The organism is Sporomusa sphaeroides DSM 2875, from assembly GCF_001941975.2.
GTDB lineage: Bacteria > Bacillota > Negativicutes > Sporomusales > Sporomusaceae > Sporomusa > Sporomusa sphaeroides.
In genome coordinates this window covers 143,947-159,546 of record NZ_CP146991.1, presented here as the reverse complement: position 1 = coordinate 159,546, position 15,600 = coordinate 143,947, and the positions used below count along the sequence as shown (strand labels likewise).

Below are 15,600 nucleotides of genomic sequence, written 5' to 3'. Positions count from 1 at the left end.
ACCACACTCACGCTAAAGTAATATCATAACGAAATTTAGCCGCCAGCACAGCCTCGAAAAAGGCGGTTGCCTGCCTGGCCTCCGGCGGGCATTCAGGCGCCGCCAGCAGCACCAGCGCCTGTTGCCAGTCCGCATGAGTTGCCAGCGCCAGCGGCTTGGTAAAACGCAGCTGCTGCAGGGCGATACTGCCCCCAGGTCCGGCCACAGCGGCCACAGCCGCATCACGGCTGACTGCCAGCAGCCTGCCCGAACAGCCAGCGCTCCATAAGAGCTTACTGCCCTCAACTGTCCAGACCTTAATCATATCATCCGCACCATGAGTAATCAGCAGCCGCCCGTCGCCGCTGAACAGCATGGCCTTAACCGGCCCGGCATGGGCTGCCCAGGACCGATTCCCCCCCTTGCCGCCGGCCAGCGTATAGATACGGATTTTGCCGTCCCGTCCGCCGCCGGCCGCTTTGCTTTGCTCCAGATTCAGGGTACCGGCAGCAAACAGGCTGCCGGGATACTGTCCCCGGTTGTTCATGTACGCTCCGTCCCAGGTCCAAACCCGTGCCGGCAGCACACCGCCGGGACATGCCAGCGCCAACAGCCGGCCGCCGTTATCGGCTGTTATGGCAGTAACCAAGCCAGGCTGACCGCTGACACTGCTCACCCATTTAATATCAGGCATGTGCCAGACATGCACCTTGGCCTCCCGGCCGGCAGTCACCAGATAACGGCCATCCGGGGTAAAGGTTATTGCCGTAATACCGTCAGTATGCAGGTCTACCGTACGCCACAGGCTGCCGCTGGCCACCTGCCACAGGCGCAGCCGCCCGTCGCTGCCGCCGCCGGCCACAATCCGCCCATTTGGATGGATGGCAACACATTCAATGACCGCTTGCACCTCCTGCGTCTCCAGCATAACCGGCTGCCTTCCGGCCGGCACAAACAGCTCCCGGCCGGCCGGCGGGCAGTTGGCACAAATTTTTTCCCAGCCTGTATACTCCCAGTTCTTCGGCACCCAGCCGGCACTGTCCAAAGCCAGCACAATCTCGGCAGCCCAGCCGGCCGGCGCCCGATACGTCAAACGGTACAGCTCCTGCCAGCGTTCCTGACTGACCAGCATATCCAGCATGGCTGCCCAGTCGTCATCGGTAAGCTCTTCATACTCATCCCGGCTGCCGCCTTCCAATAACAGCCCGGCCAGCAGCAAACTGTGACCGCTGCGGCGGGCAGCTGCCAAAAACAGCTGCCGCTCGGCAGGAGTGGCCTGATTATAGCCTTTGGTCAGCAAAGGCCTGGTCTCTTGCCAGTCAAGTGCATAATAGTTCTCCCACTGTCCGGTAATGCAATAATAGAGAGCGGCTTTACTGGCTGTGGCCGGAGCGTAACGGGCAATGGCCGCCCAATGTTTCAGCCGCTCGTTTTCTCCGGCAAGCACCATTTCGCATACCGCATTAATGGCCTGCCGGTCAGTCAGGGTCAGCAACAGACGCCTGGCCCGCCCGGCAATGCTTCTATCGGCATCATCCACTGCCGCCAGCAACTCCGGGATCAGTGCCGGGCCTTCTGCCAGCATCCGTCTGTCGGCACCGGTCTTGAGCACAGTTAAAAGTCTTAATCCCAGTGGCTGTGATGCCAGATAACCGGCATCCAGAATGATTTGCTCCAGGTGCGGGTTGCGGGACTCGGCCCACAGCCCGCATAAGGTATCAATAGCACTGCCGTCAGTTAAGCGCGTAAGGGCTTCCCGGGCATTAGCCGCCAGTTCATCCTTGCCTGCCAGCGCTTCCACCAGGTGACCAATTACCTCCGGCCCCATTTCAGCCGGGAGGTGGGGCTGGCCGTCACGCAGAGCTGCCAGTACCTTTTCCCGTATAACAGCTTCAGCCTCCGCCTGAGCCGCTGCGGCATCGTCAGCCGCAGCTTCTGACAAGTCATTCTCCTGTTCCGGCTGGATTTTCGCCATAATTCCCCAGACGATTTCCCGGATATTCTGACGCTCCCCGCCGGCCAGCTGCTCCTTAATCACAGCTTCTGCCAAGCTTTCAAGCTCGGTTATATAACCACCGGGATAAATCCAGGATAACTGCCATAAATACTCTTTATCCTCGTCCTGTAACGCCATAGCCCCTCACCACCCGTACCTAGTATCTTACGCCACCTACATTTTAAGTTCCGCAAGGTACTGTCGCTTAGTCGCTGAATCAATACTCCAGGTCTTTAGCCGTAACCCGCTTGCGGAAGGTCCAGTATACCCAGCCTTGGTAGACAAGCACGACAGGTACCAGTGCCAGCGCCGCCACTGTCATGATCTGCAAGGTATACTGCGACGATGACGCATTGGTGATTGTCAGGCTCCAGGCCGGATTGAGACTGGATACCATAAGCCGGGGAAACAGGCCCCAGAAAAAAGCTACTGTCGTGAAGGCAATCGTCAGACTGCTTAAAGTAAAGCCCAGGCCATAGCGTTTGGCATACACGGCGGCATAGGCGCCGACAAACAAGACAACTGCCCCCCAGAGAGTTATGCCTGCGCCGGTACTGGCAAATAAATCGGTATTGGTATAGGTCATACCAACAAGCATCAGGCAGAATACGGCTGCCGGCACCCCGGCCTTAACAGCAGCCTTCCGGGCGCGTTCCACCATCTCGCCGGTGGTTTTGAGTGTCAGATACATAGCGCCATGGAAGATAAAGACCAGCAGGAAGGCCAGACCGCCAACCAGCGTATAGGGACTAAGCAAATCGAAGAAAGTACCGACATACTGCATATTCGCGTTGATGGGAACACCTTTGATTAAATTGGCAACAGCAACGCCCCAGAGCAAGGCAGGTATCGCGCTGCCGAAAAAAATCAGCCAGTCCCAGGTTGTGCGCCAGGCAGGATTTTCATCCTTACTGCGAAATTCAAAGGCCACACCACGCACAATGAGGGCCATCAGCATGAGGAACAAGGCCAGGTAAAAACCGCTGAACATGGTGGCATACACGTGTGGAAAGGCGGCAAACATGGCTCCGCCGGCGGTAATCATCCATACCTCGTTGCCATCCCAAACCGGGCCGATAGTGTTAATCAGCACCCGGCGTTCGGTATCGTTTTTCCCCAAAACAGGAAGCAGTATCCCTACGCCATAGTCAAACCCTTCCAGGAAAAAGAAGCCAATAAACAGCACCGTAACCAGAACAAACCACAGTACACTTAACTCCACAATGTCGCCCCCTTTGCTGCCGGTTTAGTCGGAGTAACCGGAGTATCCACCGGACCTTGCCGCACAAACTTCTGCACAAGATATATGGCGGCAATGGCCAGCAAAGCGTACACCACGGTAAAGCCAATCAGCGAAATCCAGATGCTGCCTGCGCCAACTGACGGCGATACCGCCTCTTCCACCCGCTGCAAGCCAACCACAATCCAGGGTTGACGCCCGCCTTCGGTGACAAACCAGCCTGTCGAATTGGCGATATACGGCAGCGGCAAACTCCATAACACTGCTTTCAGTACACAGGGTTTGGCCTCCAGTTGGCCGCGCCACCACAGAAAACCGGCTGCCAGCACAATCAGCATCATCGCACTGCCTGCGGCCACCATAATGCGGAAGCTCCAAAATACCGGGGTTACTGCCGGCACATAGTTGCCGGGGCCATACTTGGCAATATACTCTTTTTCAATATCATTAATCCCCCTGATCGGAGTGTTGGGATCATTATTAGCCATAAGCGACAGCATGGCCGGAATCTTGATTTCAAATGAATTGGTTTTGTTCTCCTCATCAATCAGGGCGGCTACGGCAAAAGGCGCCGGATTGGCCGTTTCCCACAAGGCTTCGGCGGCAGCCAGCTTCATGGGCTGCGCCTTGGCAATAAACTGTGTCTGGGCATGACCGCTGCCCATTAAGAGGAACAAACTGATTGTCGTCCAGACAAGCCCCAGTTTAAAGGATGCCCGGAAAAAATCCACATGGGTTTTCCGGATCAGGTGATAGGCACTGATGGCAAGTACGAAGAAGCCGGCAGTGACCAAACCTGATAAGACAGTATGCGGAAACTGGTAGAAAACATAGGGATTAGTAATAAGTGCGATAAAGTCGGTCATTTCTGCGCGGCCGTTTCGCAGGGCATACCCCACAGGATTCTGCATAAAAGAGTTGGCAACCAGAATCCAAAAGGCCGAAAGATTGGTAGCCAGTGCCACAATCCAGATACTGGCAGCATGCAGCACTTTGGGTATACGGTCCCAGCCGAAAATCCATAACCCCAAGAAAATGGATTCCAGATAAAAGGCGGTAAGCGCCTCCAGCGCCAGCGGCGCACCAAAGATATCGCCCATAAACCGGGAATACTCAGACCAGTTCATCCCGAAATGAAATTCCTGAACAATACCTGTGACCACACCCATGGCAAAATTAATAAGAAATAGTTTGCCCCAAAACTTGGTTTGCTGCTTATACATTTCATTACCGGTGCGGACATAGATAGTTTCCAGAATGGCGATAATCAGCGACAGTCCGATCGTCAGCGGCACAAACAGAAAATGATAGACTGTCGTTATCCCGAATTGCCAGCGGGATAAAAGTAATTCTTCCATACTCCTACCTCCTACTTAATTTTAGCTTCAGCAGCTAATGCTGCAAAAGTCACACTTGATAAATCGGCTGCCAGCCGTTCCTGAATGCCTGCCAGCGCATGATGCACCGGGCACTCCTGCCCGCAGCTTTTATTGCAGGCATTGCGTTCGGCCAGACAGCGGTGTATACCGAGCGGCCCTTCCATAGCGGTAATAACATCATATAATGTGATATTGTCCGGCGATTTTGCCAGGGCAAACCCGCCCTCTACCCCGCGATACGATTTCACCAGCCCGGCCGCTGCCAGCATGCGTACAATCTTCTGGAGAAACCGGTAGGGTATATTCTGGCGCTCGGCAATAATTACACCGCTTTCCACCGTCCCTGACGGCAGCCCCGCAAGATATAATACTACCCGGAATGCATAATCTGTGGCCTGATTAAGCTGCACAGCATCACCTCTTTCTAGTTGTCATAATTAATCAATACTGAATTGGTATAGTATTGATTTCATTGTACTGCCATTGCCCAATTTTTGTCAATATATATTCGTAAAAAAAATACATTCCCAAGGGATAATTTTTATCCCCCAGGAATGTCATTGTATCGCCTTTTTTACAATCTAAACTTCTGCACTGCTGTCTGTAAATTTTCCGCCAGTTGGGCGAGCGCCTGGCTGGAAGCGGCAATTTCTTCCATTGAGGCTGAGGTTTCTTCTGTTGCCGCCGAAATTGTTTGTGTTTGCCCGGCGGTATCTTTACTGATTTTATCAATATCCCGTACAGCTGTTACAATTTGTTGACTGGCTGCCGACATTTGCTGGATGGAAGCTGAGATTTCCCCGATTTGCTCTGAAACAGCGCCAATAAGATCAACAATCTCCTTAAATGCTTTGCCGGCAGTATTGACGACTTCACCGCCGATTTTTGCCTCCCGCGAACCTTCATTAATAGCCACAACCGAGTTTTCCGTCTCAGTCTGGATTTCTCCAATCAGGGCGGCAATCTGTTTGGCCGCTTCCTGGGACTGTTCAGCCAGCTTGCGCACCTCTTCGGCCACTACGGCAAAGCCCCGGCCTTGCTCCCCGGCACGGGCCGCCTCAATTGCGGCGTTTAGCGCCAACAGGTTTGTCTGCCCGGCAATCCCTGAGATAGTATTGACAATTTGTCCAATTTCCGTGGAGCGTTCACCTAGCTTTGTCACTACCTGCGCCGAACCGGCCACCGTCTTTTCAATGCTGGCCATTTGGGTGATTGCGGCATCCACAGCCGTATCCCCCTGCCGGGCTGTGGTCGCCGCCCTATCCGCCATCCGGGCCACATCATTGGCATTTACCGCCACCTGCTGAATACCGGCAGACATTTGTTCCACAACCGAAGCCGCCGTAACAACGGCGCTCACTTGTCTTTCCGCCCCTGTGGCCACGTCATTGACGGTTGAGGCTACCTGCTCAGTTGCCTGGGCCGACTGTTCGGCACTGGCAGTCAGTTCCTCGGAAGAGGCCGCCACCTGCTCAGTGGTTGCAGCAATTTGCCGAATTAATTGTTTCAGATTGGCCTTCATGGTAACAAAGGCCCGTGCTACCTGACCAATTTCATCTGCAGAATCAATAATAACATCTTCATGGGTCAGATTACCCTGTGCAATTTCACCGGAGGCAACCGTTATCCGTTTCAGCGGATTGGCAATGCTTCGGCTGAGTAAGATCCCAATAGCAACCGCGATACAGGCTACCAGAATGTTAATAATCAATATCAGCATCTGGCTTTCTTTAGCCGTTTCTGACTGAGTTTGCGCTTCCGCCCGGACAATTACTTCGATTTCTTGTACCAATTCCTCGGCCGCACCCATTGCCGCCTTATAAGGCCCACCTGCTGCCTGCATATGCAGTGCAACTTGTTCGAGGTTGTTTGCCTGTTTAGCCGCTATCGATTTTTGGGCAATTGCCTCATAGGCAGTCTTGTCGGCCTTCATCTGCTGGAGAAGTTCCTTCCCTCTTCCGGTTTGTATCATTTGTTGTAAAACAGTCAGCTTTTCTTCAGAGCTTTTCCGATATTCCTCAAAAACCGGTAAATCTGACACATCACCGGTGAAATTGAACCTTCTCATAGCTACCGCCTCATTGGCTAAATCGGCAGCAAACCCTTGGGTCATACGCATTTTTTCCAAGTTATTGTTCATGGTTTGTTCATAAGATTCCTCGATTTCGCCGATTTTGAAATAACTAAAAATACTCATGATTGCTACCAGACCAACAACAAGCAAGAAGCCTCCCGTAATTTTTTTACCAATCGTGATATTCATTTGATTTCCCTCGCCTTTCTGGACATAATTTCGTTGCATTTGTGAATGATGCAACAATCATGCCAGTCTTAAAGGACAGCAGGGTTACGCTTGCCGCGAACACAGATATTATCTTACTTTTTTCAACAAAACTTTTCTCTTTTCGTCAATTGCATCCTATGCATTTTCGACAATAATTGCATAGTCATACCGGCAATACTATGCAATTATTGTTTGGAACTTGCTTCGTTATCGGCTTGCCTGCCGCGCATCTGCTCTAAACGGTAACAAAAAGCTCTAAGCGACATATCCAGATACTTAGCCGCGGCCGTCTGATTGCCGTGGTGAGCATCCAGAACTGCTTGAACAATAAGATCATTATATGCTTTTATTGACAGTCCTGACTCCGGCAAAGGCAGGATAATGCGCCTTTCGCCAGTGGCGACAGCTGCCCTGCCGCCGGCAGGCACTAAGGTTCCTTTAACAACCTTTTCGAGGTGGCATGGCTGTAGTTCTTCCTCGTTATACATAAAAACGGCCCACTCTATGGCATTGCGCAGCTCCCGCACATTTCCCGGCCAATTATATGTTTGCAGGAGCTGCTGCGCCCCGTTATTAATGCCGCTAAAACGTTTTTTCCTGGCTTGGGAAAACTCCCGTAAAAACATTGCCGCCAGCGGCACGATATCTTCCTGCCGCTCTCTTAATGGCGGAATAACCAGATGGCCTATTTTCAGGCGGTAATACAGGTCACTGCGAAATGACCCCTCTTGCATTTTTTTATCCAAATCAACGTTAGTAGCACAAATAATCCGTACATTTGCCTTTATTTTTTGCAAACCACCCAGCCGGTAGTATTCTTTGGTCTCAACGACCCGGAGCAGTTTAGCCTGGATTTCCGTCGGCATCTCGGCTACCTCGTCCAAAAGCAGCGTACCGCCGGCCGCAGCATCCAGCTTGCCTTTTTTTCCTTGTCCTAAGCTGCCGCTAAAAGCGCCGCCTTCATAACCGAACAACTCGCTTTCAAATAAATTGTGCGGAATGGCTGCACAATTCAATTCAACCAGCGGAGCTGCCGCCGAATCAAGCTCCGAACCATAATGGATGAGACGGGCAATCACTTCTTTGCCTGTACCTGTTTCTCCCTGCAGCAGTACTGGAATTGTTCTGTCTTCATTATACCGTAGCGCCATGGCCTTTATTGCCTGCATTTGGGGAGAAAAAAAGCCGACCTTACCCATTACCGTCTCTGCCACCAGCTTGCGCATCTGGGTTAACTCCTGTACTGTATGCATTGTCGCTGATTTAAGCCGGGCATCAAAATTCTTAGTTAGCTCCCGGTTTTCCCGCAACAAAGCCTGGTGTTCCGCTACCCGCTGAATAACTGTCGCCAGCTCTTCAGCATCCACAGGTTTCAGCAAATAATCATAGGCTCCTGCCCGCAGTGCCGCCACTGCGGTTTTCATATCCCCATAGCCGGTAAATAATACAACATCGGTGCGCCAACTGTCAGGCTGTCCGTTAATGGCGTTTGCCAGCTCCAATCCCGACATGCCAGGCATCTGAATATCTGAGATTATCAGCGGATAATCTCCTACCCTCCATTTAGCCAGTGCCTCCCGGGCATTATCACACTCGGTCACCTTATGTCCTTGTTCCTGCAAAAACCACATTACCGCCTCCCGGCTATGCCGGTCGTCTTCGACTAGCAATATCTCCATAACCTTGCCTCCTACACTGCTTCAGTTCTGCTGCCAGGCAGAGTAATCAAAAAAGCGGCTCCCTCATTTTCCTTGGAAACAACGGTAATGGTTCCCTGGCAGGAGGTAACAATAGCCTGCACAATCGGCAATCCTAAACCAAGATTGTCCCCGCCCTGTTTACTCGAGAAAAAGGGTTCAAACAGCCTGCTTCGGTTAGCGGCAGGGATACCCGGCCCAGTGTCTGAGATTTTTAAATTTACTGTGTTTTGGTCCGCCCAGGTCTGAATAAGCAGCCGTTTGTCCCGGCATTCTGCCGAATCCATGGCCTGCATGGCGTTAGATGCCAGATTGACAATAAGCTCTTCCAGTGCCGTGGGTATCGCATAAACTAACAGCATATGTTCAGCCAATTCTGTTTGAATCTGGATTCCATGTGCTGTTAATTGGCTGCCAATAATTCTAAGCGATTGTTCCACCGCAGCATTAAGATTGCAATAAGCCGCCTGACTGGCATCCTGCCGGATAAAACTGCGCATGTGCATAATAATCCGGTTTATGCGATCAGCCTGATTTGATATTTCTTCGACATTACGCATAAGATCGCTAACCGGCCGTTCTTTGCCCTTATTGTACGCATACACCATACCGCTGGCTATCATTTTTATGGAGTTAAGCGGTTGATTAATTTCATGCGCAAGACCGGCAGCCATGGTGCCAAGCGAAGAGAGTTTCTCAGCTTGCGCTCGTAGCGCATTTGCCCTTTCCATCGCAGCGGCAGCCAGCTTTTGTTCAGTTATATCTTCCTTTATGGCAATGAAATTTACAATTTCCCCCTGATTGTTGCGAACAGGCGTAATTGTCATGACTTCTTCGTATAAACTGCCGTCCTGCCGGGAATGGGCTGACTCACCCCGCCATACCTCTGCCGCCGTCTGTAATTGTTGCCAAAACTGGCGGTAGAAGCTCTCATCCGGATAGCCTGATAAAGGCATGAGGTTCCGGCCGTAAGCCTGGTCCTCAGCATAGCCGGTCAGGACGCTAAAGGCCGAATTAACCCAGACAATATTGCCATCCCTGTCGGTAATGACAATGGCATTGGCAGCAGCCTCCAATCCGGCAATCAGCAGCCTGCGATGCTGGCGGCTGGCAGCCGCACTGACGGCTATTGCCAGTTGACCGGCAAAACGCTGCAGCCGGGCCACAATCCGTTCATTCCAATAATGGGGGATATTGCTTATAAGATACAGCGCACCGGCAGTGCTCCCCTTCAAGTTGAGAGGCAGCGCAATCTCAGACTGAATAGCGTCCTTGTCCGCACCCGACTCGGCAATGAGTGTTTCTTGCCAGGTTGATAACCGCTCTTTGTGCTGAACCACTTGCAGCTCACCGGTTCTGATAGCCAACCGGCTTAACCGGCCTTTTTCGCTGCATCTCAGCCTGCCGGATTCCACCTTTGCCAGTCTGCCGGCAACAGCACTGATTTTGCCTGTGCCATCATCAGTTTTCAGCGATACGCGGGCAAATGATATCGAGAAAACAGCCGCCAATTGCTCACAGGTATAGCTTAATATATCTTCAATGCTTGCTTCTTCCAGCACTTTAGCTGAAATTTGCGTTAACAGCCGCTCACAGGCTTCATCCTGTCGCTGCTCCGTGATATCACGGATAATAACCAGTATTTCATCTTTTTCGCTTACTGCCAAACGGGATTCATACTCTTTCTTAACATTATTTTTCGCAAGTTGATACTTCACGGTCAACGGTTCACCGGTAGTTAACATCTTTTCACCGGCGTCCAGGAATTTTTTCCATACCTCTGCCGGCAGCACATCCACTATGTTTTTGTTTAATATTTCCGCTTTCGGCATGTATAAATCTTCCGGTTTTTTTACTTCGACATCCAGAATCTTACCGGCCCGGCTTACCCGGAACAGCTTGTCCGGGACGGCCGCAAGCAAAGTAGCCATACGCTCTTCACTTTGCCGCAGCGCCTGTTCTGTATTTCGGTGTTCCTGCATTTCCAATTCCAATAGTTTGTTTTTCAGCAAGAGTTCCCGGGTTTTTTGGTCAACGGCCTGTAACAGCCAGGCTTGCCGCCGTATTAAACCATTAATCAAGAGGAGCAGCAGGCTAAGCGTACTGATGCCTAAACCCCAGATAAGTCCGCGTATATAGATACTAGGGCGCGGCACCCGGCTCCAGCCTGTTTTTACCTGCCACTGTACATCGGCAACAGTAAGCGTAAATTCCCGCACAGGCGAGTTGTCCGCCAAATGATTAGCCATGTAAAACGGATCGCTGTCCGGCACACCGACTTCAACATGATACATGCACTCATTGTGCTCAAGCGCCGGATCAACTTTTTTTACAGCCTTATGCAAAACCGTAATTGGCGCAACGGTCACCCAAACCATGCCGCGAAAGTTGTCGCCGACAAAAAGCGGCGCCCTATATTCTAAAACATCGCCGCCTGCCTGTTTTACAATAGGCAGCCTGTTTACCGTTATAATCTGTTCCCGCTCGGCCTTAAGCGTAGCAGTAAGAAAATACGGAGATCGGCTTATATCGGTCAGATCTTCACCAATCCGGCTCAGGCCCGACCCTTCCGGATACAGATAGCGTATGATATAATTTGCGTCAGAATAGGACAATTCAATGATTTCAGGATAAAAAGGTAACAACCGCCTGGCAAAGCGTTCAAACGTCTCCTTATCAGGTATTGCCTCACCGGTCAGCATGAATCTTCTTACAGCCTCTATAGCATGCGTGTGCTGGTTTACTTCAGACTGTAATGTGCGCTCCAGGCGTTCGGTGAAATTATCCAGTATCCAGGCATAGCGCCTGGTTTCCTGGTCACAATAAATCCAGTCAAGGCTATATATACAGAGCAGACCAACCGACAAAACCAGCATCAGCCAATGTTTTCCCACTATCTTGCACCAACCTCATTATCTCACGATTTATCAGGATCTTACTTCTTTATCCTAACAGAAAGTATAACTTTCTTAAGAACAGGATAAGGGCAACATCGGCTGCCGCTGTCACCAAAGGCTCGGCACAAGCCGTGTTTTCTTTATAGCAATTTTAGTCAAACCTGTAAAGAATCCTTTCGTGAAAATATGCTCTATTTGCAACTGACAAGGGCTGCCGCGCATAAGTTTTTTTGTACCTGTGCACGGCAGCCCCCGTATTACTCAGATTTTCTTGATCTAAATTAGTGAGTCAAGACTCCTGCCTATAAACGGCGTTAGTTCTGGCGGGGTAGACTCCCCACACGAATCCCCGATGGTTCAACTGCGCTGCAACGAGTTTACTCTTATGGCTTCAACAACTTGTTATGCTGCAAAAAAATCATGTCCTAACAGTTTTTTTACAAAATATAGAGCTGACATTCCGGCTATATTATTCAACTGTAGCAAAAATCGTGCCAAAATGTAAATCTGCCGCAAAAGCCTGTTTAGCTGGAAATAAGGTACATTCCCAAATACAAATAATCAACAAAAGTTGCATGCCTATGCAATTTTTGTTGATTATTTTTTCACTATTGCCGGTCAATTGTCAAACTGCTCCACTCCCGCAAACAACTGCTGACTTCGGGGGTGAGCATACCGGGCTCCAGCCGCCAGCCCCAATTGCCGTCCGCTGTTCCCGGAGTGTTCATCCGCGCTGCGTGGCCCAGGCCAAGTACATCCTGCAGCGGCAGTATCACTGTCTTAGCCTGGCTGAGATAAGTCAGGCGGATAAGCTGCCTGCATACACCGGCATCACTTAAGTCACTGTCCAGGCCCAGCCGGTTGAGGTGGCGAAGCACCCGGCGCTTAAGCTCCGGCTCAGTGCTGCCAATCCGCCCAAACCAGCCCAGCAGCGTATCATTATCATGTGTGCCGGTATAAGCGATGGTGTCGGCACCGGTATTATAGGGGAAATCAGGCGCTGACAGGCCATCACCAAAACTAAACTGCAATACTTTCATGCCCGGATAGCCAAGCCGGTGTTTAAGCCTGTTAACCTCCGGAGTAATAATACCCAAATCTTCAGCCACCAGCGGCAGCCTGCCCAGATATTTTTCCAATATGGCAAAAAACCCGGCTCCCGGCCCGGCTATCCACTGCCCGTTGACCGCCGTCGGCTCGCCGGCCGGAATTTCCCAATACGCCTCAAGACCCCGGAAATGATCAATACGGATGACATCGACCAGCGTAAGCAGGACTTCCAGACGGCGGCGCCACCAATGGTAGTCATCCAGCGCCATTTGCTCCCAGTTATAAAGTGGATTGCCCCAGAGCTGCCCGGTATCGCTGAAATAGTCAGGCGGTACACCGGCCACCTTGGTCGGATTGCCGGCTGCATCAAGAGAAAACAAGTGGGGATTAGCCCACACATCGGCACTGTCATGGGCAACAAACAGCGGCAAATCACCGAACAGGCGAATGCCCCGGCTGTTGGCATACTGCTTTAACTCCTGCCATTGCTGCCAGAAAACAAATTGCAGGAAGGTTTGATACTCAATTTCTTCGGCAAGCAGTTGACGGTAGTGGCTGACGACCTCAGGCCGGCGCTGGCTGACAGCCGGCGGCCATTGGTTCCAGGGCAGGCCCTGAAAATGCCGCTTAAGTGCCATAAACAGCGTGTAGTCTGGCAGCCAGTCAGCCGCCGCCGCCACAAAATCGGCATAGGCGTCTGTCGGTTCCTGCTGCCGAAAGCGGTCAAAAGCCTGCCGGAAAATCTGCTCCTTCCACAGTTTGACCTGGGGGAAATCGACACAGGCAGGATCTTGCCGGGAAAATTCGTTGTTATGCTGTAGTTCGGCCTCTGTCAGCCAACCGGCATCTCTCAGCCTTTCCGGCGAGATAAGCAGCGGATTGCCGGCAAATGCCGACAGGCACTGATAGGGCGAATCACCAAAGCCTACCGGGTTGAGCGGCAGAAACTGCCATAGCTGCTGGTTGCCGGCAACAAGAAAATCAACAAACCGGCAGGCTTCCGGCCCCAGATCGCCAATACCGAAGGGGGAAGGCAGCGAGGTCGGGTGCAGCAGAATGCCATGGGTACGTTCCGGTCCGGCGGGCGGCGTTTCGTCCCGGGCCAGCAGCAGCCGGCCTGACAGCGGCGGCAGCGTCAGTTCCAGCCGGCCTGTGTCAGGCAGCGCAATCGTATCACCGGTCAAAGCATCCACAACATAGGCCTGACCGGCAAACCAAACCGCCGTATCAATGCTTATCGCAGCCGCCTTATGACAGCTGCGGTTAAACACAATAACCGCCGTATTATCTGCCGCCAGATCCCCGAAGATATCCTGACCGCTGCGGATACTGCGCACATAACCATACACATCGTCTGCGGCACATAAGAGCAGCCATTCACCTGTCCGCAAAACCTGATGGCTGCGGCGCAGGCCAACTAATTTTTTGTACCATGCCAGCAATTCTTTATCTTCCCGGCCCCACGGATAGGGGCGGCGGTTTAACGGGTCACTGTAACCCTCAACCCCAACCTCATCACCATAGTAAATGCAGGGAGTGCCGGGAAAAGTCATTTGCCATAAAACAACCAGCTTCAGCCGTGCCAGCCCCAGCTCCCGCTGCGCCGGCGTCAGACGGTGTTTAAAAGCGTTTAGTTTACTGTGCGCCGCTTCGGGCGGCGCTTCGGCAAGCAAGGTGAGAATACGCGGCACATCATGGCTGCCGATAATATTCATATTGGCATAAAAGTTTTCTTTCGGGTAGTTTTCATATAAATTGAATAACCGGCGGTGTACCGCCTGCGCGTCCCGCCAGCCTAACATAAAGTCAAGGACAAGTTTGCGGAAGGGATAATTCATAACCGAGTCAAGCTCGGTGCCGTCAAAATACTGACGCAAATGGCCGTAAGACACCTTGCGTGAAGCGTCTTCCCATACCTCGCCAATCAGGACGGCCTCCGGGTCCTGCTCTTTGAGCGTCTTATAAAATTTGCGCAAAAAGGATTCCGGCAGTTCATCGGCCACATCCAGCCGCCAGCCTTTTACACCGGCTTCAAGCCAATATTTAAGTACACTGTCCGGGCCATCAATGATGAAGTGTTGATAAGAAGGATCCTCTTCATTGACATTCGGCATTGTGCCGATCCCCCACCAGGATTCGAATGTATCAGGATGGTCGATAAATTTATACCACGAATAGTAGGGAGAAGCTTTAGACTGGTAAGCGCCAAGTGTGTCATAGCTGCCTTCCTGATTGAAGTACAGGCTATCACTGCCGGTATGGCTGAACACACCGTCTAAAATAACGGCAATGCCATGCTCACCAGCCTTGGCACAAACTTTAGCAAACAGGTTGTTGTCGCCAAACATGGGGTCAATGGTCAGGTAGTCGGCGGTATCGTATTTGTGATTGGAAGGAGAAGCAAATACCGGGTTAAAATAAATGGCGGTTACTCCCAGTTCTGCCAGATAAGGCAGCTTGGCCATAACCCCGGCCAGATTGCCGCCGAAAAAGTCGTAGGCTAAGATTGCACCTGTCTCCATATCCCGGGTATACACCGGCGTATCCTGCCAGTCGGCATGCAGCAGGCTGCCTGGCCGCGGATTAAGAATTTTCCCTTCAGGCAACCCATTATAAAACCGGTCAACAAAGATTTGGTATACTACCGCATGTTTAAACCAGGCCGGTGTAACCGCTTCCGGCAGGTAGGTGCTGATCTGGTATGAGGGCGGCGGATAGCTGAGAAGCTGTCCCACACCGCCCAGCTCGGCTGCGTTGTTGCCATAATAGAAAGTTTGTTCTCCCCGCCTGATAATAAAGTAGTACCAAATAACACCCGGATTGCCCGGAGCGGTAAAGCTGGCTTCATACAGACGCCGTCCCTGCTCCTCCCGGACAAGCTGCATGTCAAGGAGAATTTCTCCGGCACCTTCCTGCCATAACCGTAAATCAGCGGTTTCTGCGGGCAGTTCACCCTGCCGCTTGGTATTGACAGTCAGCAAACGTAATGTTATTTCTGTATAACAAGCAGCAGCCCCAAAGGGGCTGCGAAAGTCCTTATTATGGGAATCATGAAAAATCGGGCACTGGTTCATGCCG

8 protein-coding genes are annotated in these 15,600 nt (G+C 51.8%); all 8 read right to left on the bottom strand.

Annotated features, from left to right (window positions below; all coding sequences use genetic code 11):
• Positions 1-7: 7 nt before the first annotated feature.
• The gene (locus SPSPH_RS00605) at positions 8-2,113 is read right to left on the bottom strand and encodes a WD40 repeat domain-containing protein (protein ID WP_075752230.1); all 2,106 of its coding nucleotides are present in this window, start codon (positions 2,111-2,113) and stop codon (positions 8-10) included.
• 79 nt (positions 2,114-2,192) lie between these two features.
• Entirely contained in the window at positions 2,193-3,197 is a 1,005-nt protein-coding gene (gene cydB / locus SPSPH_RS00600) for a cytochrome d ubiquinol oxidase subunit II (RefSeq protein ID WP_075752228.1), read from the bottom strand.
• On the bottom strand, positions 3,188-4,573 hold the full coding sequence (locus SPSPH_RS00595; RefSeq protein ID WP_075752226.1) for a cytochrome ubiquinol oxidase subunit I: 1,386 nt from the start codon (positions 4,571-4,573) through the stop codon (positions 3,188-3,190). Before SPSPH_RS00595 ends, cydB begins: the two co-directional genes overlap by 10 nt.
• An 11-nt stretch (positions 4,574-4,584) precedes the next feature.
• The gene (locus tag SPSPH_RS00590) at positions 4,585-5,004 is read right to left on the bottom strand and encodes an RrF2 family transcriptional regulator (protein WP_075752224.1); all 420 of its coding nucleotides are present in this window, start codon (positions 5,002-5,004) and stop codon (positions 4,585-4,587) included.
• Between the two features lie 164 nt (positions 5,005-5,168).
• Entirely contained in the window at positions 5,169-6,857 is a 1,689-nt protein-coding gene (locus tag SPSPH_RS00585) for a methyl-accepting chemotaxis protein (protein ID WP_075752222.1), read from the bottom strand.
• 206 nt (positions 6,858-7,063) lie between these two features.
• Positions 7,064-8,557, bottom strand: coding sequence for a sigma-54-dependent transcriptional regulator (locus SPSPH_RS00580; RefSeq protein ID WP_075752220.1), 1,494 nt, complete (start codon positions 8,555-8,557; stop codon positions 7,064-7,066).
• A gap of 11 nt (positions 8,558-8,568) precedes the next feature.
• Positions 8,569-11,469, bottom strand: coding sequence for a GAF domain-containing sensor histidine kinase (locus SPSPH_RS00575; protein WP_075752218.1), 2,901 nt, complete (start codon positions 11,467-11,469; stop codon positions 8,569-8,571).
• Between the two features lie 611 nt (positions 11,470-12,080).
• Positions 12,081-15,596 (bottom strand): bifunctional glycogen debranching protein GlgX/4-alpha-glucanotransferase, encoded by a 3,516-nt coding sequence (locus tag SPSPH_RS00570; protein WP_075752216.1) that lies wholly within the window; start codon positions 15,594-15,596, stop codon positions 12,081-12,083.
• Positions 15,597-15,600 lie beyond the last annotated feature (4 nt).

Bases quoted from the DNA above. Each gene is read 5' to 3' on its own strand.
- SPSPH_RS00605 (WP_075752230.1), bottom strand. From the start codon at position 2,113: ATGGCGTTACAGGACGAGGATAAAGAGTATTTATGGCAGTTATCCTGG.
- SPSPH_RS00585 (WP_075752222.1), bottom strand. From the start codon at position 6,857: ATGAATATCACGATTGGTAAAAAAATTACGGGAGGCTTCTTGCTTGTT.
- SPSPH_RS00595 (WP_075752226.1), bottom strand. From the start codon at position 4,573: ATGGAAGAATTACTTTTATCCCGCTGGCAATTCGGGATAACGACAGTC.
- SPSPH_RS00580 (WP_075752220.1), bottom strand. From the start codon at position 8,557: ATGGAGATATTGCTAGTCGAAGACGACCGGCATAGCCGGGAGGCGGTA.
- SPSPH_RS00570 (WP_075752216.1), bottom strand. From the start codon at position 15,596: ATGAACCAGTGCCCGATTTTTCATGATTCCCATAATAAGGACTTTCGC.